The sequence below is a fragment of the Peribacillus sp. YIM B13472 genome (genome assembly GCF_042788005.1).
GTDB classification, from domain to species: domain Bacteria; phylum Bacillota; class Bacilli; order Bacillales; family DSM-1321; genus Peribacillus; species Peribacillus simplex_E.
In genome coordinates, this window is sequence record NZ_JBHZPG010000007.1 from 139,895 (window position 1) to 164,729 (window position 24,835).

General features: G+C 40.0%; 24 protein-coding genes and 1 other annotated feature. Of the genes, 21 read left to right on the forward strand and 3 right to left on the reverse strand.

The features are described 5' to 3' along the window. Positions 1-347: 347 nt before the first annotated feature. The 8 genes from ACFX4I_RS08185 to ACFX4I_RS08220 all read left to right on the forward strand — a co-directional run bounded on the left by ACFX4I_RS08185 (position 348) and on the right by ACFX4I_RS08220 (position 9,199). Positions 348-1,436 carry a type III polyketide synthase gene (locus tag ACFX4I_RS08185; RefSeq protein ID WP_377419956.1) on the forward strand — a complete coding sequence of 363 codons (1,089 nt, stop codon included), beginning with the start codon at positions 348-350 and terminating at the stop codon, positions 1,434-1,436. Next, the gene (locus ACFX4I_RS08190) at positions 1,436-1,966 is read left to right on the forward strand and encodes an isoprenylcysteine carboxyl methyltransferase family protein (protein ID WP_309518792.1); all 531 of its coding nucleotides are present in this window, start codon (positions 1,436-1,438) and stop codon (positions 1,964-1,966) included. Before ACFX4I_RS08185 ends, ACFX4I_RS08190 begins: the two co-directional genes overlap by 1 nt. Before the next feature lie 179 nt (positions 1,967-2,145). Then, complete coding sequence (locus tag ACFX4I_RS08195) at positions 2,146-2,313, forward strand: hypothetical protein (RefSeq protein WP_377419958.1); 168 nt, start codon at positions 2,146-2,148, stop codon at positions 2,311-2,313. A 190-nt stretch (positions 2,314-2,503) separates the two neighbouring features. Next, complete coding sequence (locus ACFX4I_RS08200; protein ID WP_377419959.1) at positions 2,504-6,217, forward strand: dynamin family protein; 3,714 nt, start codon at positions 2,504-2,506, stop codon at positions 6,215-6,217. Positions 6,218-6,233: 16 nt separating this feature from the next. Further along, positions 6,234-6,995, forward strand: a complete 762-nt coding sequence (locus ACFX4I_RS08205) for a nucleotidyltransferase domain-containing protein (RefSeq protein ID WP_309518795.1) — start codon at positions 6,234-6,236, stop codon at positions 6,993-6,995. A gap of 12 nt (positions 6,996-7,007) precedes the next feature. Then, positions 7,008-7,835, forward strand: coding sequence for a sulfurtransferase (locus tag ACFX4I_RS08210; RefSeq protein ID WP_377419960.1), 828 nt, complete (start codon positions 7,008-7,010; stop codon positions 7,833-7,835). An 85-nt stretch (positions 7,836-7,920) separates the two neighbouring features. Beyond that, positions 7,921-8,796 (forward strand): 5'-3' exonuclease, encoded by an 876-nt coding sequence (locus tag ACFX4I_RS08215; protein WP_230300690.1) that lies wholly within the window; start codon positions 7,921-7,923, stop codon positions 8,794-8,796. Between the two features lie 109 nt (positions 8,797-8,905). Beyond that, positions 8,906-9,199, forward strand: a complete 294-nt coding sequence (locus tag ACFX4I_RS08220) for a DUF6123 family protein (protein WP_048688421.1) — start codon at positions 8,906-8,908, stop codon at positions 9,197-9,199. A 44-nt stretch (positions 9,200-9,243) separates the two neighbouring features. Here the strand turns inward: ACFX4I_RS08220 and ACFX4I_RS08225 are convergent, their stop codons facing one another. Beyond that, complete coding sequence (locus ACFX4I_RS08225; RefSeq protein ID WP_076365784.1) at positions 9,244-10,152, reverse strand: DMT family transporter; 909 nt, start codon at positions 10,150-10,152, stop codon at positions 9,244-9,246. Further along, complete coding sequence (locus tag ACFX4I_RS08230) at positions 10,136-10,549, reverse strand: reverse transcriptase-like protein (RefSeq protein WP_230300618.1); 414 nt, start codon at positions 10,547-10,549, stop codon at positions 10,136-10,138. Before ACFX4I_RS08230 ends, ACFX4I_RS08225 begins: the two co-directional genes overlap by 17 nt. A 222-nt stretch (positions 10,550-10,771) precedes the next feature. Between ACFX4I_RS08230 and ACFX4I_RS08235 the strand changes: the two genes are divergently transcribed. The 4 genes from ACFX4I_RS08235 to ACFX4I_RS08250 all read left to right on the forward strand — a co-directional run bounded on the left by ACFX4I_RS08235 (position 10,772) and on the right by ACFX4I_RS08250 (position 12,191). After that, a complete protein-coding gene (locus ACFX4I_RS08235; RefSeq protein WP_230300619.1) occupies positions 10,772-11,443 on the forward strand; it encodes a reverse transcriptase-like protein in 672 nt (223 codons plus the stop codon). Between the two features lie 5 nt (positions 11,444-11,448). Then, on the forward strand, positions 11,449-11,634 hold the full coding sequence (locus ACFX4I_RS08240) for a zinc-finger domain-containing protein (RefSeq protein WP_192205281.1): 186 nt from the start codon (positions 11,449-11,451) through the stop codon (positions 11,632-11,634). Positions 11,635-11,708: 74 nt separating this feature from the next. Further along, positions 11,709-11,903, forward strand: a complete 195-nt coding sequence (locus ACFX4I_RS08245; protein WP_377419961.1) for a hypothetical protein — start codon at positions 11,709-11,711, stop codon at positions 11,901-11,903. A gap of 90 nt (positions 11,904-11,993) precedes the next feature. Further along, positions 11,994-12,191, forward strand: a complete 198-nt coding sequence (locus ACFX4I_RS08250; protein WP_377419962.1) for an HD-GYP domain-containing protein — start codon at positions 11,994-11,996, stop codon at positions 12,189-12,191. A gap of 226 nt (positions 12,192-12,417) precedes the next feature. Here ACFX4I_RS08250 and ACFX4I_RS08255 read toward each other — a convergent pair whose 3' ends face one another. Beyond that, positions 12,418-12,882: an RrF2 family transcriptional regulator gene (locus tag ACFX4I_RS08255; protein WP_076365790.1), complete on the reverse strand. Its 465-nt coding sequence runs from the start codon at positions 12,880-12,882 to the stop codon at positions 12,418-12,420. Between the two features lie 171 nt (positions 12,883-13,053). On the opposite strand from ACFX4I_RS08255, the gene hmpA reads away from it, so the two are divergent. The 9 genes from hmpA to ACFX4I_RS08300 all read left to right on the forward strand — a co-directional run bounded on the left by hmpA (position 13,054) and on the right by ACFX4I_RS08300 (position 24,774). Further along, complete coding sequence (gene hmpA / locus ACFX4I_RS08260) at positions 13,054-14,262, forward strand: NO-inducible flavohemoprotein (protein WP_230300622.1); 1,209 nt, start codon at positions 13,054-13,056, stop codon at positions 14,260-14,262. 62 nt (positions 14,263-14,324) lie between these two features. Continuing rightward, positions 14,325-14,539, forward strand: a binding site (T-box leader). 57 nt (positions 14,540-14,596) lie between these two features. Then, a complete protein-coding gene (gene proB / locus ACFX4I_RS08265) occupies positions 14,597-15,685 on the forward strand; it encodes a glutamate 5-kinase (RefSeq protein ID WP_214789145.1) in 1,089 nt (362 codons plus the stop codon). Between the two features lie 38 nt (positions 15,686-15,723). After that, positions 15,724-16,971: a glutamate-5-semialdehyde dehydrogenase gene (locus tag ACFX4I_RS08270; protein WP_377419963.1), complete on the forward strand. Its 1,248-nt coding sequence runs from the start codon at positions 15,724-15,726 to the stop codon at positions 16,969-16,971. Positions 16,972-17,051: 80 nt separating this feature from the next. Beyond that, entirely contained in the window at positions 17,052-17,486 is a 435-nt protein-coding gene (locus tag ACFX4I_RS08275) for a general stress protein (RefSeq protein WP_377419965.1), read from the forward strand. A gap of 679 nt (positions 17,487-18,165) precedes the next feature. Then, entirely contained in the window at positions 18,166-20,100 is a 1,935-nt protein-coding gene (locus ACFX4I_RS08280) for a sigma 54-interacting transcriptional regulator (protein ID WP_377419967.1), read from the forward strand. A 188-nt stretch (positions 20,101-20,288) separates the two neighbouring features. Next, a complete protein-coding gene (locus tag ACFX4I_RS08285; RefSeq protein ID WP_377419969.1) occupies positions 20,289-21,263 on the forward strand; it encodes a hydroxyacid dehydrogenase in 975 nt (324 codons plus the stop codon). Between the two features lie 78 nt (positions 21,264-21,341). Then, entirely contained in the window at positions 21,342-21,533 is a 192-nt protein-coding gene (locus ACFX4I_RS08290; RefSeq protein ID WP_034307824.1) for a DUF3311 domain-containing protein, read from the forward strand. Continuing rightward, positions 21,533-23,026, forward strand: a complete 1,494-nt coding sequence (locus ACFX4I_RS08295; protein WP_377419971.1) for a sodium:solute symporter family protein — start codon at positions 21,533-21,535, stop codon at positions 23,024-23,026. Before ACFX4I_RS08290 ends, ACFX4I_RS08295 begins: the two co-directional genes overlap by 1 nt. A gap of 83 nt (positions 23,027-23,109) precedes the next feature. Then, positions 23,110-24,774, forward strand: coding sequence for a thiamine pyrophosphate-dependent enzyme (locus ACFX4I_RS08300; RefSeq protein WP_377419973.1), 1,665 nt, complete (start codon positions 23,110-23,112; stop codon positions 24,772-24,774). The last annotated feature ends 61 nt before the right edge of the window (positions 24,775-24,835 follow it).

Genomic DNA, 24,835 nt, shown 5'->3' on the forward strand with positions numbered 1-24,835 from the left:
ATATCCCCTGTCATGCCAATAAGGACGCTTATGGATTCCTGTTCGAAAGGCTGTTTTATGAGGTACGGCTTTGGAATGTCCAAAGAGAAAGGAATAACGGACTTAACGGCCACGATGAATCCATTTAACACTTTTGTGATTATAGCGTTGATTCCATTTTCGTTCCTCTGCTTGTATGATCAAGTTCTCTATTTTTATCAATTTCTCAGTCTTTTTTTACCTGGTTTTTTAAGAAAAAGAGAAAAAAATTTTCTGAACCGTCAATAAATATGACCATTTATCGATAAAGCATAATTGATATTCTTGTGGGTATATTAACCATATCATGAATAATAAGGGGTGCAATCATGCCGTATTTATTATCTGCATCACATATAAAGCTGCCACATTTACTTTCTCAGGAGAAAATCATGGAATTTTCGAGAGAAATATTTGGATCCTCATTTAAGAATATAGAACGGTTACTAAGAGCCTTTAAGAATGGACAAGTGGAAAATCGATATTTTTCTAATGATCTTGATTGGTTTAAAGTGGATCATTCTTTTGCCGATCGGAATGATTTATATATTCAACAGGCAGTCAAGTTTGGGAAAGAAGCTATAGAAAAATGCTTAGCCAACACAGAATTTTTAAAAGAAGAATTGCAGGCAAACGAGCTAGATGCTTTCTTCTTTATCTCAAGCACGGGTATTGCTACCCCGACCATTGATGCCAGGATAATGAATGAACTTCCATTTAGCCCGCATGCTAAAAGGATTCCGATTTGGGGACTTGGCTGTGCAGGGGGAGCAAGTGGCCTATCGCGTGCATTTGAATATTGCCAAGCATACCCGACGGCGAAGGTCATTGTTTTATGTGTGGAGTTATGCAGTCTGACATTTCAAAGGAATGATATCTCCAAAAGCAATTTAATTGGAACTTCTTTATTTTCCGATGGAGTAAGCTGTGTATTGGTTTGCGGTGATGAAGTGCCTGATGAACAATTTTCCAAAAAAGTAAGACATCTTCAATTTTTGAATTCGCAATCCACGCTAATGCCGAATTCCTTGGATGTTATGGGGTGGGATGTTAAAGATCAAGGGTTATACGTAATCTTTTCAAAAGATATCCCTACAATCATCAAAGATTGGCTTAAACCGAATGTTCAAGAGTTCTTAATGGAGAATGGATTCGATCTCAGGGATATAAAGGATTTCATTGCTCATCCTGGAGGTAAAAAAGTAATTGATGCTTATCACGAAGCCCTCGGGTTCGATGAAAGCATGACGGCAGAGTCAATGAGCGTATTGAGGGAATTTGGCAATATGTCCTCAGCAACTATTTTGTACGTCCTGGAGAGGTTCATGCAGCGTGGCGGGAATAAAGATGAGGTGGGCTTGGCTGCTGCATTGGGGCCCGGTTTTTCGTCTGAACTTGTGTTAATGAGGTGGAAGTGATGATCTTTGCCATCTTCATTATCTTGATCGCTATACAGCGCATGTTTGAATTATATATCGCCAAACAAAATGAAAAACAGTTAAAGGTTGCAGGGGCAGTGGAATATGGTGAGTCCCATTACAGTTGGATGGTTCTAATGCACCTTAGTTTTTTTATTGTTCTCATTATTGAAGTGGTCGTGCTTGAAAGGGCTGTGGCTGGACTTTGGCCAATTTGGCTGACCCTTTTTCTAATTGCACAGTCAGGCAGGATTTGGGTAATCCGTTCATTGGGAAAACATTGGAATACAAAAATCATAGTGGTTCCTGATGCCGATGTAGTCATTAAAGGTCCTTATAAATATTTCAAACATCCGAACTATATCATAGTGGCAACTGAGATAATAGTTATTTCTTTATTATTCGATGCATATTATACTGCTGTCATCTTTAGTTTATTGAATGTTTGGATGATGGCGGTAAGAATCCCATTGGAAGAGAAAGCCTTAAAGGAACATACGGAATATTCTACGGTTTTTAAGGGAAAATAATAAAAAATGTTAATTTCTTATTGAAAACGATTATCGTTCGTGATAAGATTCTAAATGAAGATGAAAATTATTCTCATTCGGATTTCGATAAATTTATTTTAATAACTAATAACTAATAACTAATAACTAATAACTAATAACTAATAACTAAAAGCTAATCAATATATAAGAGGATGGTGTTGGTAATGGTCTGGGTATTCATTTTATTGACAATCGCTACATATGGTTTTGTGATGAAACATGTATTTAGTAATATTCAAAAACCGGCAAAGGCAGTGAAGCCTTATACCGAGTCACCAATGATGGAAAACCGAACTGCTTTTAACCCCACCCCTACAACCAGGTAAACATCCTGGTTTTTTTTTTGCATTCATTTCAATATGAATCAAACTGCAAGAATCCACCAATCGGTGGTTTTTTTTTGACCATGGCCAGTAATGAATCATATAGTAAAAATAAAGCTGATGGTATGAATAACAAACGAAATCGTTTACAATAAGAATATCAAAATGACGATAGATTAAGGGGTATGGATTCATGATTCAAGAAACATTAAAGCAACAGTCCAAATTGGGGATTTTGACTGCCATGTATGAGAAATTTCAATCGGCAGGTGATACAGGAAATGCCGATAAACTAAAACAATTAATCATGAAAGTGAATAATGAAGAGTTCATCATTGCTTTTTGCGGGCATTTTTCAGCGGGTAAATCTAGTATGATCAACTTTCTCCTCGGTGATCAAGTATTGCCTTCAAGCCCGATTCCAACAAGTGCAAATACGGTAAAAGTCCAAAAAGGGGAAGACTATGCCAAAGTCTTTTACCATCATCAGCCACCAGTCTTATTTCCTGCACCTTATGATTTTAAAGAGGTCAAGAAATTTGCCAAGGATGGAGATTCAGTATCGGCAATAACGATAAGTTCCAATGATTTTTCACTGCCGGATTCATGTGCGATCATGGATACGCCAGGAATCGATTCGACAGACGATGCACATAGAGTTTCTACGGAATCTGCCTTGCATCTAGCTGATGTCGTCTTCTATGTCATGGACTACAATCACGTCCAATCAGAAGTGAACTTCCTATTCACGAAAGAATTGTTAGAGGCTGAAAAACCGACATACTTAATTATCAATATGATCGATAAGCATGATGAGAACGAGCTTAGCTTTCAAGACTTCAAGCTTTCCGTTTCTGAGGCATTTGCGAACTGGAATGTATATCCTGATGGTATTTTTTATACATCCGTAAGAGACTTGAACAATACCGAAAATGAAATAGAATTGGTCAAGCAATTCATATCTGAAATTGCGGGCAAAGGTCTAAATGATGGGAAAGATGCCATCATGCAATCGGCTAATGCCCTGGTCGAAAGGCATCTTAATTGGCTGAAAGACCAGTATGAAGAGGAACATGCAGATGATTTTGAAGTATTATCAGAACTTCCATATGAAGAGCGAATACACCTGACGAATCAGGTGGACAGCCTATTGAAAGAAAAAAAATCATTAACTGGACGTATAGAGGAAATCAAGTTCCAATATGCTGATGCATTAGAAACCATTTTGAAAGGTGCATACATCATGCCCGCGGCAACACGGGACCTAGGTAAATCTTTCTTGGAATCGGCTCAGCCGGACTTTAAAGTTGGTCTATTATTTGCCAAGAAAAAAACGGATGCCGAACGTGAGGCACGTATCGAGGCGTTCTTGACCGATTTACAAGAAAAGGTGAAGACCCAGCTTGAATGGCATCTTAAAGAACTAGCCGTTAAAACGCTTAACCAAGCGGAGATTCATGATTCAACACTTGAAAGTAAGGCTCAGGCACTTCAGATCGAGGTAACGGAAGCTTACATAAAAAACTCTTTGAAGCCTCAAGTCGATATTACGGGTGAATACGTTTTAAACTATACGAATGATTTGGCATCAGCCATCAAAAAGAAAGCGCGTGATGTATCAGAAGGATTTTTGGAAAATATGGTTACCGTTATGGAAGGGATAGTGGAACAGCAGTCCATATCCATCGATAAGGAACTTGAAGGTTTTTCCGAATTTGCGGAAGCCCTTAAAGTTACTGCTGCGATGAACGCGGAAATCGAGTACCAAACGGAACGATTAGAGGCCATTGCTCATCAAACTGAATCATTAGTCGATGAGCGCGATATCGATATGCTTTTAACTCAATGGAATGAAGAGGAAAAAAATATTACAGTCAAAATCATGAAAACCGATAAAGGAAGTAATTCAAGGTCCGTCAACGAACAACTTGAAACGGATCATGATAAAGATAACAAGGAAGCTGTACCTTCCGTGACTGTTTCTACATCCGATGCTACTGATTTACGCGGAAAAGAAAAGCTGATGGAGACTGCAACGAGCTTACAACAGGCTGCCAAGCTAATTCAACCATTGAGAGGGTTTCAATCACTTTATAAAGAATTGAAAGAGAAGGCAAGTCGCTTGGAACAGCAGACGTTTACGTTTGCGCTTTTCGGTGCATTCAGTGCGGGTAAATCTTCCTTTGCCAATGCGTTGATGGGAGAAAGCGTCCTTCCTGTTTCACCAAATCCAACAACTGCCGCAATCAACAAAATCATGTCTTCAGACGCTGAGCATCCACATGGAACGGCAACCGTCAAATTAAAGACGGAAGCGATGCTGTTGGAAGATGTAAGCCTCGCCTTGGCAGCTTTTGATAAATCGGCAAAAACTCTAGATGAAGCACTTCAACTTGCAGGACAAATCATTGCGAAGGCGGGGGAAGTTGATAAGGGGAAAACGCATTTATCCTTTCTTAGGGCTTTTCATCAAGGGCTGCCCGAGTACCAAAATGATTTAGGAAATGTGGTTACGGTAGATCTTGAAGGATTTAAACGTTTTGCTGCAGAAGAGTCCAAGTCATGCCTTGTTGATCTGATTGAATTGCGTTATGACTGTGAAATGACAAAGCAGGGGATGGTCCTTGTTGACACACCTGGGGCCGATTCAATAAATGCACGACATACAGGAGCAGCTTTTGAATATATTAAGAATTCGGACGCCATCCTATTTGTGACCTATTATAATCACCCATTTTCACGGGCGGACAGGGAGTTTTTGATACAACTTGGACGTGTGAAAGATTCTTTCGCTATGGATAAGATGTTTTTCATCGTCAATGCCGTCGATTTGGCACAAAACACTGACGAATTGGACGAAGTGATGGATTATGTCACAGATCAATTGAATGGATTCGGAATCCGTTTTCCAAAACTGTTCCCGCTTACGAGTAAGGGAGCGTTGATGGAAAAACAAACGCCTGGTTCGTTTAAGCATTCGTTCCTTCCTAATAGCGGAATCTCGGAATTCCAAGGTCAATTCGATTCTTTCATAGAAAACGATTTAACGGGACTTGCAATTGAATCGGCTCAAGCGGCTGTAAAAAGAACGGAAGAACTGCTACGAGATGTAATTACAGCTTCCAGGCAGGATGAGAAAGCGAAACGAAATGCCCTGGAGACCCTTTCCCATGAGGCACAGTCCATTTCGGAACTCCTCTCAGTCATTAAAGGGGATGCCGAAAAGCAACGTTTGAAAAAAGAGATAGACGAATTGACTTTTTATAGTAAACAACGGGTCTTCTTCCGGTTTAATGATTTCTTTAAAGAATCATTCAATCCGGCTGTTTTAAAAGATGATGGAGGCGATCTGAAAATTGTCCTCAAGCAATCTATGAAGAACTTATTGGATGCTTTAGGCTTTGATCTCGCCCAAGAAATGCGGGCAACGGCTTTAAGGACGGAAATGTTTGTAAATAAATTACTGAATGAGAAACAAAGCAGTTTGCTTTTGCAAATGCAAAAAATAAGGAGAAACCTTTCATTACAGCCATATGAACCTAATGAGAGGGAGTCCCTTGAATTTACAGGAGCTTTTGCCCAATTAGATACGGGGGAATTCAAAAAGGAATTGGCATTATTTAAAAATCCAAAATCTTTCTTTGAAAAAAATGAAAAAGCGAAAATGAGCGAAGGGCTTCAGAAGCGTTTGGATGATCCTGCCCTTTTATATGTAAAAGAACAGGGCGGACGGATTTTCGAAATGTATAATGAAGTCCTCGATCAAGAGTTACTTGCGATTCAAAAAGAGTTTAAGACGGAAATATCGGATATCTTTGCAGGTTTACGTGCAGCATTGGAGGAAACGGTCGATTTACCGTATTATGAAAATGCCGTAGCGGAATTGGCTAAAATGCATTCGAAATAGAAACGAGGTCTCGTTCATGAAAGAAAACCTTATTTCACGATTGAGATACCTGGAAAAGAAAGAGGATATGACCATTTTGATGGCTGCTGTTACTGGCAGCCATTCTTTTGGTTTATCATCCGGCCAATCAGATTACGATGTTCGGTTTATATATGTTCATAATGATATGCGGTCATACCTTAGCTTGAGTCAGCCAGTTGAAGTCATTCAAATAAAAGAAGACCTATTTGACATGGAAGGCTGGGATTTATTTAAATCATCACGTCTTGCCTTAAAGAGTAATCCTGCACTATTTGAATTATTTCAGTCGCGAATCAAGTTGATTACGCATCCGGATTATTATAGGAAAATGAAGGGTTTGATAGCTGATTGCTATTCCAAAAAGGCACTGGGCCACCATTACTATCGGATGATGAGCGACAACCTTCAACAATTGACAAAAACAAGGGGGTCCGAAAGAAAAGAACTAAAAACATGGGTACAAGTATACCGTTCGTATTTAATCCTTGAATATATAATCCAACTGGGTTCGCTGCCACCTTTATCGGTATGGGAATTACTTGATTTGGTTTCAATTGATCAAGAATTGAAAACCAGGATTACCCGGATATTTAAAGCAAAACAAATGGAGGAATATATAAGCAATAAGGAAAGTGAAAAGAATTTTTCGATAATAGAAGGGAAATCACTTTCCTTAAAGAATGAGATAACTAGGCTACATCAAGGAAAGAAGATGGAAACGGAGCTTAATGAATTAATTTGGACCATTTTGGAATAGGGGGTTTTTCAGATGAGTTTTATAATTGAAAAAGAAGAGCTGTTGCCGATGTTGAATTCTCAAGATATCAGAATATGTGACTGCCGCTTTCAGCTAGGCTCTCCTGATGCGGGGTATAATGAATACAAAAAAGACCATATTTCCGGCGCTGTTTATTTCGATCTTGAAAAAGACTTATCGGGGCAGGTTCAAGAACATGGCGGAAGACATCCTCTTCCTGACCTGGAAACCTTTAAGGATAAACTGGAATCAAATGGAATCACCAATGATACGGTACTTATTGCTTATGATGGCGGGGAAGGTTCTTTTGCTTCCAGGTTTGTCTGGCTGCTCAGCTACCTTGGGCATCAGAAAGTTTTTGTTCTTAACGGGGGCTTTCGCGCCTGGAGGGATGAGGGCTATCCAATTGACTCGAATCAAACGAAATATGTGCCAACGGAATATAATATCGAATTAAATGAGTCCGTTTTTGCATCTTTTCAAACAGTGAAGGATTACACTTTGAATAGGCCTGACGATATCTTATTAATGGATTCAAGGGAATCTAAGCGCTACGAGGGAATCGAGGAGCCGATTGATAAAAAAGCCGGCCATATACCTGGAGCAGTAAATAAGGTGTGGACGAACGTTCTGGATAATGGCTATTTTAAAAAGACTGAAGATCTTCAGTCGAATTTTACAGGCATCGGTAAAGATAAGGAAATCATTGTGTACTGCGGTTCAGGTGTAACGGCATCACCCAATTATATCGCCCTGAAAGAAGCGGGCTTTAGAGATGTGAAGATTTATATTGGCAGTTTCAGTGACTGGATCTCGTATGATGATAATCCAATTGAATAATACTTTTTCCAATTAAACGATCCTTAAAAAAGGGGACAGTTATGGTAAAATGGAAGTACATCATGATAGAGGTGATAATGTGTTAATGAAAGAAAACGAGCAGCATCCTTCCTTTATGCTTGTCGATGGGATGGCGCTTTTATTTAGAGCTTTTTATGCAACGGCAGTTACTGGTCAATTCATGATTAACTCAAAAGGCATCCCGACTAATGCCGTTCAAGGTTTTTTGAAGCATATGCTGACGGCGGTGAATCACTTTTCACCTAGTCATGTAGCGGTGTGCTGGGATATGGGCAGCAAGACTTTCAGAAATGAATTATTTGATGGATACAAGGCTAATCGATCAGAAGCTCCAGTCGAAATGATCCCTCAATTCGACCTAGCGAAACAAGCGGTTGAAGCATTTGATATCCCTAACATAGGGCTCTCTGGATATGAGGCGGATGACTGTATCGGGACAATTGCCAAGGCATCTGCCCAACATAGCCGGGTGGGTATATTGACTGGCGATCAAGATATGCTTCAGTTAATAGATGAAAACATTTCCGTGCTATTGTTAAAAAAAGGATATGGTAACTATGAAGTTCATAATCCCGATAGCTTTTTTGATTGGAAAGGGATCACACCAAGACAAATGATCGATTTAAAAGCTTTAATGGGTGATACAGCTGATAACTATCCCGGAGTAAAAGGAATTGGGGAGAAGACAGCGTTGAAATTATTGATCCAGTATCAAAGTATCGAAGGAATTCTTGAAAATGTTGCTTCATTGACGAACGGGCAGCGCGCTAAAATTGAATCCGCCGTCGATATGCTTCATTTATCCAGAAAGCTAGCAGAAATAAAATGTGATGTACCAATTTCATGCTCATTGGACGATGCGGTCTATCAGTATGATCGCGAGAAGGTCAAAAATCTGGCTAGGGATCATGAATTCAGGGCTTTACTGCGAATGATCTAATACAATAAGCGGAGCTTCCAAATGGGAGCTCTTTTATTTTGTACGGTGATTTTTTTGTCGAAAAATGGATAGTCAAAATCTTTGATATACGGTAAGATGAAAATAAGGCATGAAGTATGGAGTGGATGCAGAAGTGGCGAAATCAACTGAAGAGTATGTTAGTTTTTTAGAGGGTAAGGGATTCACTTTTGGTAATGACGCTATTGGTTTTATTTATTTTGGTAAGCGCTACACGGATGCGAGTGATATTTTAGTCAATGCAGCAATAGAATTGACATTGAAGGTACAAAAGAACTTTGATGGCAGCTTTTATATCTCCTTTTTGGAAAACTTAAAACAAAATGGCATTGAAACGCGTAGTGCAGCGGTATCTTTTGCAAAAGAACAGGGGCTGCTTAAATAAATCGGACTTCGTAACTGGAAGTCCGATTTATTTTATTGGCCTTTTCAAGAAAACTCCTGTGTCACGGGTTTCTTTTTCTTAACAGGCAGTTCAGCGAAAATCATCCCCAAGAATATGAATGCGCAGCCGATGATGGAGGCGGTAGTCAATTTTTCCCCTATCAATATGTATGAGGATAACGCGGCAAAAACCGGTTCCATTGAAAAGATCAGCGCCACTCTTGTAGGTGTCGTATAGGCTTGGAAGAAGGTTTGTGCAAAAAAGGCAAACGCAGTGGCAAGGGCTGCCGTAACCAATAAAGCAGTCCATACGTCCTTCTGTAACATGACCTCTGAGCTGAAGATGACGGAATGATTCTCTTTGAAAATGAAGGCTGAAACAAATGATAATAAAGATACGGTGGAAACCTGAATCAGCGTCAACGGTAAAGCTGGTAAGGTCTTGGCATATCTAGCGGTTGTAATGATCTGCATGGCAAAACTGATTGCGCATAAAAATACCAGTAAATCACCGATATTCAAATTGGAGCGGTCAGCGAAAGTCATTAAATAAAGCCCGATGGTTGCGGCTGCGACACCTATTATTGTATTGCGGGAAAGCCTATGTTTTAAAAGCAGCAGGGAAAACACGGGTACCATGACGACACTTAATCCTGTTATAAAGCCTGTCTTCGCAGGAGTTGTATAATTCAATCCAATCGTTTGAAGCCCATACCCCAGAAAAAGCCAAACCCCAATATGAAACCCAGCTATAAAAAGACCCTTGTTCCAAGTTTTCCCCTTTTTGTGTAAAGTCGATATATAAGGGATGAGCAAGAAAACGAACGCCATGAAGAAACGGACCGCATTAAACGTGAAGGGATCTAGAAAAGATAGGGCATTTTGGACCATGACAAAAGTGACGCCCCAAATGAATACAACGAATAATAATGAAAAATCAGCTGTCTTGTTCATGAATTTCCTCAGATTTATTCATTCGAATGGCCCGTCTCGCCAACTCATCCGCGGACTTGTTTTCGAGATTTGGAATCCATTTCATGAAAAATAATTCAAGCTCATCGGAAAGCTTTAGCGCCCGTTCCAACAAAATGGCATACTTATTCTTTGCAAATCTTTTTTCAATGGCCTGGTTGATGGCTTGGGAGTCAGTACGAAAAGAAACGATTTGATACTTATTGGCTACACAAATTTCCAATGCTTTGATTAAAGCATGGTACTCCGCTTCATGGTTTTCCATATTTCCAAGCGGAAAGGCATGCCGCTCGACCACACCATTATTATTTATGAAAACACCTGCGCCGCTCGGCCCTGGATTGCCTGCACTGGCACCATCAATATACACTTCGATCAAGATGTGCTCCTCCTCGAGTTTAACTGTCAATATGCTATGATAATGAAACTTTTCATATAAAATAAAGATTGAAACATGAGAATTTCAGGCTGATATGGGAACTATAATTAAAAAAAGCGATACAAATGCTTACAATATATTATAAAGGGTAAGACGAAAAAAAGGTATGAAAATTGTTAGCTGTTCTGCATGAATGGTGAATGGATAAGGAGCTGGAAATCTTTGAAGGTAATTATGCAATGGACATATCATGCTTCAAAAAAACCATCTGCCGATTTCGTTTCGGATTGGCTTGATGCCGGGACTGCACTGGTCATTACGGAAGATCTTGAAAAGGCAGGACGGCTGAAAGAAGTGGAGTTCAAGGATGAATTCGATACAACCTGGACCAAGAAGGAGCTAAAGAAACTCCTGACGGAAGTTGAGGAAGAACCGCAGGATGTGACTGTTTTTTTTGATGGCGGTTATCAAAAAGATGAAAAGGTGGCAGGAATCGGTGTTGCCATTTATTTTCGTCAAGGAAAGAAGTTCTGGCGGTTACGAACCAATTTGAAATTGGAGCAATTCGAATCCAATAATGAAGCGGAATATGCGGCCTTTCATGAAGCGGTCAGGCAGATGGACGAACTTGGAATCCACCATCAAAGCTGTGTCTTTAAAGGGGATTCCCTTGTTGTTTTAAATCAACTCTCCGGTGAATGGCCCTGTATGGAAGAAAACTTAAATAAATGGCTTGACCGCATTGAAGCGAAACTGGATAAATTAAAGATCATTCCAGTCTGCAAGCCAATTTCTCGAAAGGAAAACCAGGAAGCCGATCGCCTGGCAACACTTGCACTGCAGGGAAAAGCCATTTTCAGCAAAATGGAAATTGCTGAGTCAAAGGAGTCATAACAACAATGAACAGGAAAAAAATTTATGAAGAAGTGGAAGACGTTCTCGCTTCATTTTGCCAAGATTGTTTTTTACGAAAGCATTTTCGAAAAGAGAAAGGGCGTACGTATGCCCATCAGTTCTGTATTTCAGAATGTACGGTTGGTGAAAAATTAAAACAGCTGGGCAATGAACTTAGTGATCGTTCTTAAGTGCCCAAAAATTGCTTTCGTTATGACACAAGGACATGAAGGATATGGTATTAATAGAGAAAAGTGTGAGAGCAATGAAAAATAGAAGAGGGAAGCGGAATAATAAAGCGAATACGCCTCTTACCATACCTGAAATTGATTTCATAATGGAAGAATTGAAAAAAGGTGAATCTTCTTTAACGGAAGATCATGTACAACCTAACGTAATGATTCATGAAAGAATCAACGAAGCTTCTCTTCAAATGAAAAACATCTTTCATATTACGTAAAGAAGGAAAGATTGAATTGATTAAAGCGGAAGTAGCACCTGTCATGCAGAAGCTGCAAAGAATCCTGATATTTATTACCTTTTCGATGAGATGCAAGCAAAAAACGAGTACACGTATAGACATAATATCGGGGTCGGAATCATTGCCACTTATCTAGGGATGAAGCTTGGATTATCGAAAGAAAACCTTTCAGCCCTGACATTGGCAGCCACGCTGCATGACGTGGGTAAAATAAGGATTTCGGATAGTATATTGGAAAAACCGGGTAAACTGACTGCGGCAGAATAGGAAGAAATGAAACGCCATGCCATTTATGGGTATGAATTACTTAAAAATACCCCTGGAATCCTACCGTCGATTGCATTAACAGCCCTTCAGCACCATGAACGGATCGGGACGATCGTTATGATCAATCTATACGATCCCCTTAAAGTTTTATTGAAAACCAGTACAGGGATCATGGATTTACGAAAGGAAGATCGAACGAATCATCGATTAATGAAAAAGAGCCCGATTATAAAAAATCGGGCTCTTCGTCATTCTTCTTTACCGAATCGAAATAGGTTTTGAGCATCACTTTATTTTCGCTGAAGTCTGCAATCGTATATTGATCAAGGACCTTTAGAAAAGCATCCAAGGCATTATTAAGAACAAATTTCAATGAACAAACGGGAGAAATCACACAGTTATCGTGATCTTTAAAACATTCCACTAGATAAAAATCCTCCTCGGTTCGCCGTACAAGTTCCCCTACATTTATTTCAGCGGGTGATTTTGCAAGCCGAAATCCGCCATTTCTTCCACGAATCGTCTCAATATAGCCTAATTTTCCTAGATTATGAACAATCTTCATCAAATGATTTTTAGACAGTTGATAAACTTCAGAAATCTCTTTAATATTTGATAATTTGCTTTGGTCGTGGGAAGCCAGGTAAATCAACACTCTAAGTGAGTAATCGGAATAACTCGTCAACCTCATGTTTATCGCCTCACATTCTATCCCCATTTGACTATATCATAAATGTGAACATTTTATAAACATGAAAACGTATTATTTGAAAAAGATGTATTAAATATATTGCTTTTAATGCATTTAAGTTCTAATATAAACATGTATTTAAAATACTTGTTTATGAAGAGGGGTTTACCTATGCTATCCCAAAAAACTATTGATGTTATCAAATCAACGGTACCTGTATTAGAAGTGCATGGTACAACAATCACAACTGTATTCTATAAAAATCTTTTCGAAGCACATCCTGAATTATTAAATGTTTTTAATCACGCCAATCAAAAAAAAGGGCGCCAGCAAAATGCACTAGCCAACACGGTTTTGGCAGCAGCTAAATATATAGATCAACTCGAAACGATAATACCTGCCGTGAAGCAAATAGCACAAAAACACAGAAGTCTTGCCGTTAAAGCTGAACATTATCCCATTGTTGGAGAATTTCTATTAGGTGCAATCAAGGAAGTGTTACAAGATTCAGCTACAGAAGAGATCCTCCAAGCTTGGGGAGAGGCCTATGGAGTCATTGCCGATGCTTTCATTAGCATCGAAAAGGAAATGTACGACGAAGCTTCCAATCAGGTCGGCGGATGGTCTGATTTCAAACGATTCACAGTGGTGGAAAAAGTACGGGAAAGTGACGTAATCACATCCTTTTATTTAAAACCGTCAGATGGAGAGAAGGTTCCATCATTTCTTCCCGGACAATATATTACCATTCGGATCGAGATACCGGGTGAACGCTATTTATTCAACCGTCAATATAGTTTGTCTGATGTTCCGGGAAAAGATTATTTCCGGATTTCCGTTAAAAAAGAAAAACCGGGAACCTCTCCTGATGGAAGGGTCTCTAACTACTTGCATGAATCCATTCAGATGGGTGACAGTATTGACGTAACGGCTCCTGCAGGTGATTTCACCATTGATTTGGAAAAACGAACACCGGCAGTATTCTTGAGCGGAGGCGTTGGCATAACACCTTTCATGAGCATGGTCCATGCGATAGCTGAACAAACACCTGAGCGTGACGTACAATTCATTCATGCTTCCGATAATGGTCGGTTACAGCCGTTCAGAATGGAACTGACAGAACTAGCCCACAAGCTTACCAGCTATCAATTATCCTTTGTCTTTAAAAATCCGGGTGAGGATGATAAGAACCTGCCGAATTTTGAAAAGGAAGGGTATATCGATAAGGAGTTATTGAGCGGTTTTGTTAAACCTGAAGCTGATTATTATGTGTGTGGCCCTGTTCCTTTCATGAAGGCCATCATTACTTATCTAAAAGAGCTGGGGATAGATACGGATAAAATTCACTATGAGTTCTTCGGCCCGGCAATTGCGTTATAAGGTTCATTCATCATAGGAATGTTATTGACATCAAGCAGATAATTTTGCATACTATATTAAAACAATGAACGTTGAGAGAAGATTAGTATGCGAGAATCACTGTGACAGAGAGCGGCGTCAATTGCTGGAAGACCCGCGACAGGAAAACGCAGAACCTGCTTCTTGAGTCCTATGCAAAACATAGGCGCATATCCTGGCGTTATCAGGCAAAGTGGAATGCATGAACTTGCATTCAATGAAGGTGGTACCACGGAGAGCAGCCCTTTTCGTCCTTATTTCGAGGATGAAAAGGGCTTTTTTTCATGTCTTAGATATTTATTGGAGGAAGTAATCGATGGAAAAGAAACGCATCGTTGTAAAGATAGGAAGTAGTTCTTTGACCAACACAAAAGGTGAAATCGACCAAAATAAATTTTCCGATCATATCCAGGCAGTGGCAGCTTTAAGGAAAGCGGGACATGAAGTTGTCCTTGTTTCATCAGGTGCTGTAGCAACAGGTTTTCGCAAGCTCGGTTATCCTACGAGACCTGTCACTCTCAAAGGAAAACAAGCCGCTGCAGCGGTCGGGCAAAGCCTATTGATTCAATCATATATGGAACAATTGGGGCATTTTGGAATCGTTCCGGCGCAGATTTTGTTAACAAGGAAAGATTTCTCGAAAAAAGATAGATATAAAAATGCATATGCGACATTGATGGAATTGCTTGAACGCGGCATCCTTCCGATTATTAATGAAAATGATACAGTATCGGTCGAGGAGTTGACTTTTGGTGATAATGATATGCTATCCGCCTTAGTAAGCGGGCTGGTCCACGCCACCAACTTGATCATATTAACGGACATTAATGGGCTCTATGATTCCAATCCACAGACAAATCCAGGGGCGAAACGATTTGACAAGCTATCCGAAGTAACGGCGGATTTATTGCAAATGGCAGAAGGTGCAGGATCTAATGTCGGAACCGGGGGTATGAAATCTAAGCTTATTGCAGCGCAAACTGCATTGTCTCTAGGGGTGAAAGTATTCATTGGTTCTGGTTATGGGAGTGATAAACTTCTAACAATCCTAGAAGGCAAAGGTGATGGCACGTATATTGGGAATGATGTCTTGACGACGGTAACGAAAAACAAACAATGGATATCCCTTCATTCACAAGTATCCGGGAAAATTTTCGTTGATGAAGGTGCAGAAAGGGCTTTAGTTTCAAATGGCAGCAGTCTGCTGCCAGCTGGAATTTATGAAATTAAAGGAGTCTTCAATAAGGGGGATGTTGTCGAAGTCTATGGTGCAAATGGATTATTGGGGCGGGGTGAGGTCCTTTACTCCGACGAAGAATTAAAACAGGCGATGGGAAAGAGGACATCCGAGCTTGTGATCACTTCCATAGAAGTGATTCATCGCGATAAATGGGTGAAAGCATAAAAAATCAATTTTAGTAAAGGAAAAGGGGGCATTTGGAAATGAGTGAAGTGACGGCTAAAGGAAAGGCAGCCAAAAAAGCCAGTTATCAGTTAATAGGATTGAGTACGGAACAAAAGAACGAGGCACTTGGAAACATTGCTAAGCAACTTATTATCGATAAAGATTTTTTGATAAAAGAAAATCAAAAGGACCTGGAAGAAGGCAGGAAAAAAGACTTCAGTGAGTCTATATTGGATCGAATTATGTTAAATGTTAACCGTATTGACGACATGGCTGAGGCCATTATGCTTTTAATCGATTTAAATGATCCGGTTGGGGAACAATTGGAGACTATCGAAAAAGAGAATGGTTTATTGATTAAAAAGTTACGGGTGCCGATCGGTGTAATTGGGATGATTTATGAAGCCAGGCCTAACGTGACCATCGATGCAGCTACATTGTCCTTGAAAACGGGGAATGCCGTCCTATTAAGAGGCAGCTCGTCAGCCAAAAACTCCAATATGGCACTAGTCTCATCCATTCATAAGGCATTAGAGAATACAGAAATTCCTGTAGAAGCTGTTCAGTTGATCGAGGATACGAGTCGTGAAACCGCTAAGGAACTTTTTCATCTTAATGAGTATTTAGATGTTTTGATTCCACGCGGCGGAAAGAATTTAATTGAAACGGTCATTAAGGAGTCCACTGTTCCCGTTCTTGAAACTGGAGCAGGCAATTGCCATATCTTCATCGATCAGACCGCAGATATCACGATGGTCGAGAAAATTGTCTTAAACGGTAAAACTCAGCGTCCATCCGTATGCAATGCTATCGAGGGGCTTCTGATTCATGAAAAATGGTTTGAAGAAAACGGAGTGCGTATTTTGGAACTCCTGGACGAAAAGGATATTGAAGTATATGGAGATGAAGCGGTTTGCAGCTCCTTTCCAAGAGCGAAAACGGCTACGGAGGAAGATTGGTCAACGGAGTATTCGGCTTTAAAAATCAGCGTGAAAACTGTAAAAGGTGTATTCGAAGCGATTGAACACATTAACCGATACGGTACCAAACATTCTGAAGCAATCCTAACGAGGGATGAACAAAATGCTTCCGTATTTTTGAATAAAGTAGATGCCGCAGCAGTTTATCACAATGCTTCCACCCGTTTTACCGATGGCTTTGAATTTGGTTATGGAGCAGAAATCGGCATTTCGACACAAAAGCTGCATGCACGTGGACCAATGGGTTTACCTGCCTTAACATCAAGCAAGTACTTCATTTACGGCCAGGGGCAAATCCGGGAATGAAATTCATTTCTTTCATGGAAGGTTATTAAAACTCAATTAAGGGTATTGTATAATACATTACTTTTAAAGGAGCAGATACCATGGACAAGAGGTTTATAGCAATATATGAAAATGCAAATGAAGCGACTTCAGCAGTCGAAAACTTAAAGGAACAAGGATATACATCCGATCAAATATCAGTAGTGGCAAAAAACATTGATCAATTACCCAGTGAAGCCGAGGAAGTCGGCCCGGCAAAGACTGATGGATTAGTAGCTGGTGCAGCAGCCGGCGGAGCTGTCGGATTAACAGGCCTGCTTATTGGAATGAGTGCATTGGCCGTACCAGGAATTGGTCCGATATTGGCAGCAGGACCGATTTTCGCCACTTTTGGCGGAGCCGCAGCCGGGGCAGCATCGGGAGCAGGCGGATTGAGAAAGCCGTTATTGGATATTGGACTGGAGGAAGCCGAAGTCGATCAATATGTGGAGGATATTAAAGCAGGGAAAATCCTTGTCATCGCCGACCCTTTTTAAGTTCGTAAGTAAAACCACCTTGAATGAACAGATTTACGAAGTTTGACAACTGAGCTCAATGCCCAAAAACTCAAAATAATATTTATTGGATAACCCCGTTCAGGATTTCTTGAACGGGGTTATTATGTTTGTAGACTAATTTTATTGTCAGTAACTATAAAATCAAAAGGAATTCCACATTTGTATGAAGAATAAAAGGAATAGTCCTATTACCGAGAAAGGAAGGGGAATTATGGAAAATAGAGTAGATGGCGATGCCACTTTAAGAAATTAAAGAGGATTTTTTCATGATGATTTTCACCTTAAGAATCATTATACTGATGATAATGTTAAAAAGCGTATTCTAGTGAAGAATAGCAAGTTTTAATGTAATGACCTGAATGACCATATTAAATACCGATCGAAATCCTTATGATAGAAAAAACCCACGATAAAGGGTTTTTTATTTTTCAAAGTCATTTTCTGAATTCTAATATCTAAATGAAATGCAGAATTACTATTTTCAAAGTCTCAATTGTACTTGACGTTACTTTTCCTATTGCGGTTGAATGAAAACTTTGCGGCATTCTTAGCTTACCAGATTATATCAAGTCCTTGTATGACAAGGTCTAGAATAAATAACAGGTTGCTTGAGCTTATATCCAATAAACCAAAATGATTTACGTTGGAGGTGGGTGTTTTGATAAAAATAAAACTCGTTGTTCCTCGAAAAGGGTATATTACGGATGCTTTTGAAAGATTTGAGGAATTCAACAAGTTGGAAGAATCGGACTACAATGATAACGGTTCAGTGAAGTTTGTTTTAGAGGAGGTAGTTGAGGATGCCGATAAGATTGGGAAGTTGAAGCTGGATGCTGATGTGATCATATCAAGGGGATTAATCACGAAACTATTAAAAGAAAGTAATGAATTCATTCCAATCGTTGATATACCTGTACAAGGTATTGACCTCATTCGTTCCCTGTATGATTGCAAGGCACGTTTTGGCAGTAAAAAAGTGGCCGTTATAGGAGCGTTAAACATGATTTATGGCGTGGAAAACCTTTCGGATATTGTTGATTTGCCAATTCAGTCCTATATATTAAATGATATCGAGTCCTCAGTCAGTTTAGTGGATTTGGCAGCCAGAGATGGCTGTGAGGTGGTGTTGAGTGGTTTAAGTACCTGTAAATATGCTGAAGAGATAGGGTTGGGAGCCATTCTGGTTGACACTGGAAAGGAATCATTTCGGCAGGCGTTGATTGAGGCAAAAAGAGTGGCTCTTGTCAGCAGAAGGGAACAGGAGAAGACCAAGCGTTACCAAACGATTCTTAATTATGCCTATGAAGGGGTTATTGCTATAGATTTAAAAGGACAAATATCTGTATTTAATACGGCGGCTCAGGAGATATTATCCATTTCCAAGGGGAGCTTAATTGGAAATTCTATATACGAAATAATAAAGCCCGGGAAATTTCGTAATATGCTTTTAAGCGACGATGAATACGAAAAAGATACCGTTGCTTACCAATCGATTCAATTATCGGTAAAAAAAGTTGGGATATTTTTAAAAGGTAAAAAAGTGGGGGATATGGTCGCCTTTCAGGATGTTACCCGCATTCAAGAGATGGAAGGGAAGTTCTTTAGAAAGCTTCATTCACGCGGACATGTGGCGAAGTACACATTTGATGATATATTGTATCGGAGTTCGGAAATCAAGAGGACGATTGAAACGGCTCAACGTTATAGTGAAGTAGATTCAAACATTCTTATAATTGGAGAAACTGGAACGGGAAAGGAAATCTTCGCCCAAAGCATACATAATCATAGCAATCGGAAAAATAACCCATTTGTTGCCATTAATTGCGCAGCGCTTCCCGAAAATTTATTGGAAAGTGAGCTTTTCGGATATGCAGAAGGAGCTTTCACGGGAGCCATGAAAGGCGGAAAGCAAGGATTTTTTGAACTGGCTCATAGAGGTACGATTTTTTTGGATGAAATAGGAGAAATCTCTCCAAAAATGCAAAGCCGGCTGCTGCGTGTCCTGCAGGAGCGTGAAATCATGCGCATCGGTGATGATAAAGTAATCCCCGTTGATTTGAGAATAGTGTCGGCAACGAACAAAGACCTCATGCAAATGGTAAAGAGTAATGACTTTCGGGAGGATCTGTATTATCGCTTGAGCGTGCTGGACCTTGTATTGCCTCCGCTTCGGGAACGCAGAGAAGATATTCCGTTATTGGTGAATGCTTTTATTCGGAAAGGTCATTCGGAACAAAAACAAATCAAGATCACGGATAGTGCCATGAAAAAGCTGAGTGAAGGGAATTGGGAAGGGAATATTCGCCAATTGCAAAATTTTTGTGAGCGATTATGCGCTCTTTATAAGAACAAGTTAATTGATGTGTACGATATCGAAATGTATTTTCCGAATAAAAGTAATCAGAAAATACTTCTTTCGGAACAAAACGAAGAGATGGATATATCACCTGGGATACATTTGTCCGAGCGTGAAAGAATTGTTCAAACGTTAATAAAGGTGAATTTTAACAAAGGAAAAGCTGCTTTTAAGTTAGGGATGAGTCGGACGACTTTATGGAGAAAAATGAAAAATTTGAATATTGAAACAAATTGAAACGGATTGAAACAAATTAATTCATTATGAAACAATTTGTTTACTTTATTTATCTCTTAATTTGAGAACGAATTGGCTTCTTTCTTGAAGAAACGGATGTTTTTTATGTTGGCACAATAATTGTATATAAACAATGTAGTAGGAAAGGTTTTTCCTTCAAGGTTAACATGAAAGGTTGGTGGGAATGTGTGAGTCATTTAGTGTATATTCCTCAAGATATTGAGAAAGAGGGGAAAAGTTATTTAGTAGAAAAAGGCTTTAAGATTAAAGTAGGATCTGATTTGTCGCAAGAAATTCTTATGGAAGAAATCAAGGGTTGTGATGCAGTACTAACGAGATCAACGGCTGTAATAAATAGAGAAGTTATTACAGCAGCTGAAAACCTCAAAGTAATAGCCAAGTATGGAGTAGGCTTGGACAATATTGATATTGAAGCTGCTACAGAGCGTGGCATTTATGTAACAAATACCCCAGAGGCAAATGCGAATTCTGTAGCGGAACATGTAATGGCGTTAATTTTATCTTTGTCCAAAAACTTAAGCTTGGCTGATAAAGAACTGCGTAGCGGGAATTTTGCTATTCGTAATCAACTTTTTGGCATGGACTTGGAAGGCAAGACTTTGGGGATCATCGGGCTGGGGAGAATCGGTAGAATACTGGCAAAAAAGGCTTACCAAGGCTTCGATATGAAAGTGTTTGGCTACGACCCCTATGTAACAGCTAGAACGAATTCGGAGCTGGAGATAGTAACAGATTTAGAATGGGTATTCAGAAACTCTGATGTTATTAGCCTGCATCTGCCGTTAACGAAAACAACAAAAGGGATAATAGGAAGCCGTGAGTTTTCCTGGATGAAACCTTCTTCCTATTTTGTAAACGCTTCCAGGGGCGGTGTGGTGAAGGAAAGTGATTTAGTAAATGCTTTGCAAGCGGGCCAGATTGCCGGCGCTGGAATAGACGTATTTGAAGTTGAGCCTCCAGATAAATGGAACCCCCTTTTTAAATTGGATAATGTGATTGTCAGTCCTCATAATGCGGCATTGACGAAGGAAGGCTCAATACGCATGGCTGTGCATGCAGCAATGCAAGTGGAGCAAGTTCTTACAGGCCTGAAACCGAATTGGGCTGTAAATGAGCCCTTAACTAAAGGGCTGTCAATGTAATAATACAGAAAAAATTATCTGTTTTTTCAGAAAACGAATGGTTCAAGTTTGGCATTTGTTGATAAGGATGGTGAACAAATGAAGAAAATAATCTATGTGATAAGTGCAATACCGGCACTTGGCTCGCTTGTGGTTATTAATCGGATTGAACCTTATGTTTTAGGGATGCCATTTGTTCTTTTTTGGGCCATATTATGGGTTTGTCTTACATCAGTGTTTTTAATAATTGCTAATAAACTTGATCCTGCAACGGAGGAGGAAGAAGACTGATGAATGAAGCCCTGCTTGTTATCCTTTTCTTTCTGGTTCTGTGTATTTGGTTAGGGCTTCAAGCTCGAAAAGGTAAAAATATGAGTTTGGAACAATGGGCTATTGGCGGAAGAGGTTTCGGCAGCTTTTTGCTCTTCTTCTTGATAGCAGGTGAAATGTTTACGACATATACGTTTTTGGGGGCAAGCGGCGGAGCATATAGGTCAGGTATGCCTCCTGCCTTATACGCTTTCAATTGCTTCTATTTTGTAATCGCCTATTGGCTGTTGCCGCCTATTTGGAGATATGCCAAAAAAAATAATGTCATATCTCAATCTGATTTTTATGATAAAAAGTACAATAGTCCGGCTTTAGGAATTCTTGTGGCGGTAATTAGCGTCATTTCAATTATTCCATATCTGATCATGCAGTTAAAAGGGTTAGGAATTATCGTATCGGAAGCCTCCTATGGGTCCATTTCGCCAAATGTGGCTATAGTTGTAAGTGTCATTGCGATCACCATTTATGTAACTGTATCAGGGATGCATGGAGTAGCGTGGACCGCGGTCATTAAAGATATCATGATTCTGACTGTTGTCGTCTACATGGGGATTTATTTTCCTCTGCATTATTACGGTGGTTTACAGCCGATGTTTGAAGCAATCGATACAGCAAAACAAGGTTTATTGATTTTCCCGGAACAAGGTTTGAGTATCTCTTGGTTTATTTCAGCTACGATTATGACAGCACTGGCATTCTATATGTTTCCTCACATGTTGGCGGGAGTTTTCTCTGCAAAAAGTCCAAAATCACTTCGTTGGAATGCTGGGGTTATGCCAATTTATCAAGTAATCATCATTTTCTCGTTATTTATTGGTTTTTCTGCGATTCTCCAAGTTCCGAATTTACAGGGGGCAGAAGCAGACTTAGCTTTATTTAAAATGGCGAAGATGTCATTTGATCCCTGGTTTGTTGGGGTTATTGGAGCATCAGGGGCGATGGCTGCCCTTATACCTAGTTCACTCGTGTTGACGGCTACTGCCACGATACTTTCCAAAAATGTATATAAGGTGTGGAAGCCGAATACATCAGATGAACAGCTTCAAAGACTGAGCAGGATGTTAGTACCTGTCATTTCTATAGTGACTCTATATTTTACGTTTAATGGCGGGGAGTCGATTTTTACGTTGTATCTTATGGCATATAGCTTCATGGCACAGTTGTTTCCAGCATTATTTTTTAGTCTGTGGAAAAAGAATCCCGTCACCGTTCAAGGAGCTTTTGCCGGTATGGTCGTTGGAATTCTAATTGTCATATACTCGACTACTTCAAGTACGACACTTGCTACTTTATTCCCATCTCTACCTCAAGTAATACAAGATATTGATGTAGGGTTAGCTGTATTATTCATCAACATTGCAGTAACGTTGGGAGTGAGTGCCGTTACAAGAAAAACATCAATTGGGATGGAAGAAGATAATAAACAAGCTTCAGGAATGGACAAAACTAGTTAAATGATGGTGGGAATGAGTCCAATTTTCATATAATCATAAATTACTAGAACAATAACACGTACTTGAAAGCGGGAGGCTTGATTATGAAAGTCAGTGGAGGAAGAGCGGTCGTAGAAGTAATGGCTAAAGAAGGGGTAAAAAAAGCTTTTTGTGTACCAGGTGAAAGTTATCTTAGTGTGATGGATGCACTTTATCAACATCCTGAAATAGAACTTATTTCCGCCAGGCATGAAGGGGGTGCTTCTTTTATGGCGGAAGGGTATGCCAAGGCATCGGGAGAGGTAGGAGTTTGTATGGCAACGCGTGGAGTGGGTGCTACAAACTTAGCTATCGGCATTCATACTGCTGCTCAAGACTCAACCCCTTTGGTTGCGCTTATTGGCCAAGTCGAACGCCCTTTTAAAGAAAAGGAAGCATTCCAAGAAGTGAATTTGACGGGTTTTTTCAGTCATTTATGTAAATGGACGGTAGAGATCGATCGTGTGGAAAGGATCCCGGAATTATTGCAACGGGCGTTCCATATTGCGCGATCGGGGCGTCCGGGCCCTGTATTGGTGGCTTTGCCGCATGACATGTTAGAAGATGAGGCAGAGTTGAACATAAATCCTTCTTATCGCTCGCTTCCTCCTCAACCACATATGGAAGATGTGAAGCAGGCGATGGATATGATACGAAATGCGGAGCGTCCCGTATTGATTGCTGGTGGAGGCGTGATTCGTGCTAAGGCCAACAGGTTGCTTGTACAGTTTGTGGAGGCAATGAAACTTCCTGTCGTTACAGCTTTCCGTCGATTTGACGCGTTTCCGAACTCACATCCTTGTTATGCAGGATGGCTTGGGTTTGGGACACCACAATATTTACTTGATGCAATCCGGGATGCAGATGTAGTTTTGGCATTAGGGACACGATTCTCTCAAGTAGGAACACAAGATTACACATTGCTTTCTAAAAATTCAAAGCTGATCCATGTGGATATTTGTCCCGATATTTTTGGTAAAGTGTATGCACCTTCTCTTGCCATTGAAGCAGATGCCAGGAGCTTCTTGGAACAAGCACTGCAAGCGCCAGAACCAGGATCTATTATTTCAAGCGAAGATAATTTGAAAGAATTACATGATAAATATATGGAATTTTCTGAACCGAAGGCCGACTACACAGAAGACTTCGTGGATATGGACGGATTGATGCATGATCTTGCCGTCTGTCTGCCGAAGGATACCATCATTACTAATGATGCTGGCAACTTTTTCGGATGGATATCCAAATATTACCGTTTTGAACAAGAAAACACATACGTAGGGCCAACGTCGGGTGCGATGGGATATGGACTGCCTGCAGCTATTGGGGCAAAGCTGGCGCAGCCTCACAAACATGTTGTATCAATTTCAGGAGATGGCGGCTTTATGATGACTCTCCAAGAGATTGAAACCGCTGTACGGTATGAAATTCCGACCATATCAATTGTTGTCAACAACAATATTTACGGAACAATTCGTGTACATCAAGAAAAGCATTTTCCAAATCGGGTGGCTGGAACTGACTTGTCTAATCCTGATTTTTCCGAATTGGCCCGCTTATTTGGAGCACATGGTGAAAAGGTTGAAAAAAATAGTGATTTTGCGCCAGCGCTGCAAAGGGCGATTACTTCTGGGCTGCCGGCTGTAATCGAAGTCGCAGTCAATCCAAAGATTCTATCTGTAGGCCAAGACAAGAAGGAAGTACACGAAAAGCTGGTATCAAACAATTAATTACCAGCATGACTGCTTTGGTATTGTTTGCATTGGGGGTTAGGAGGAACCAATGAAAGCA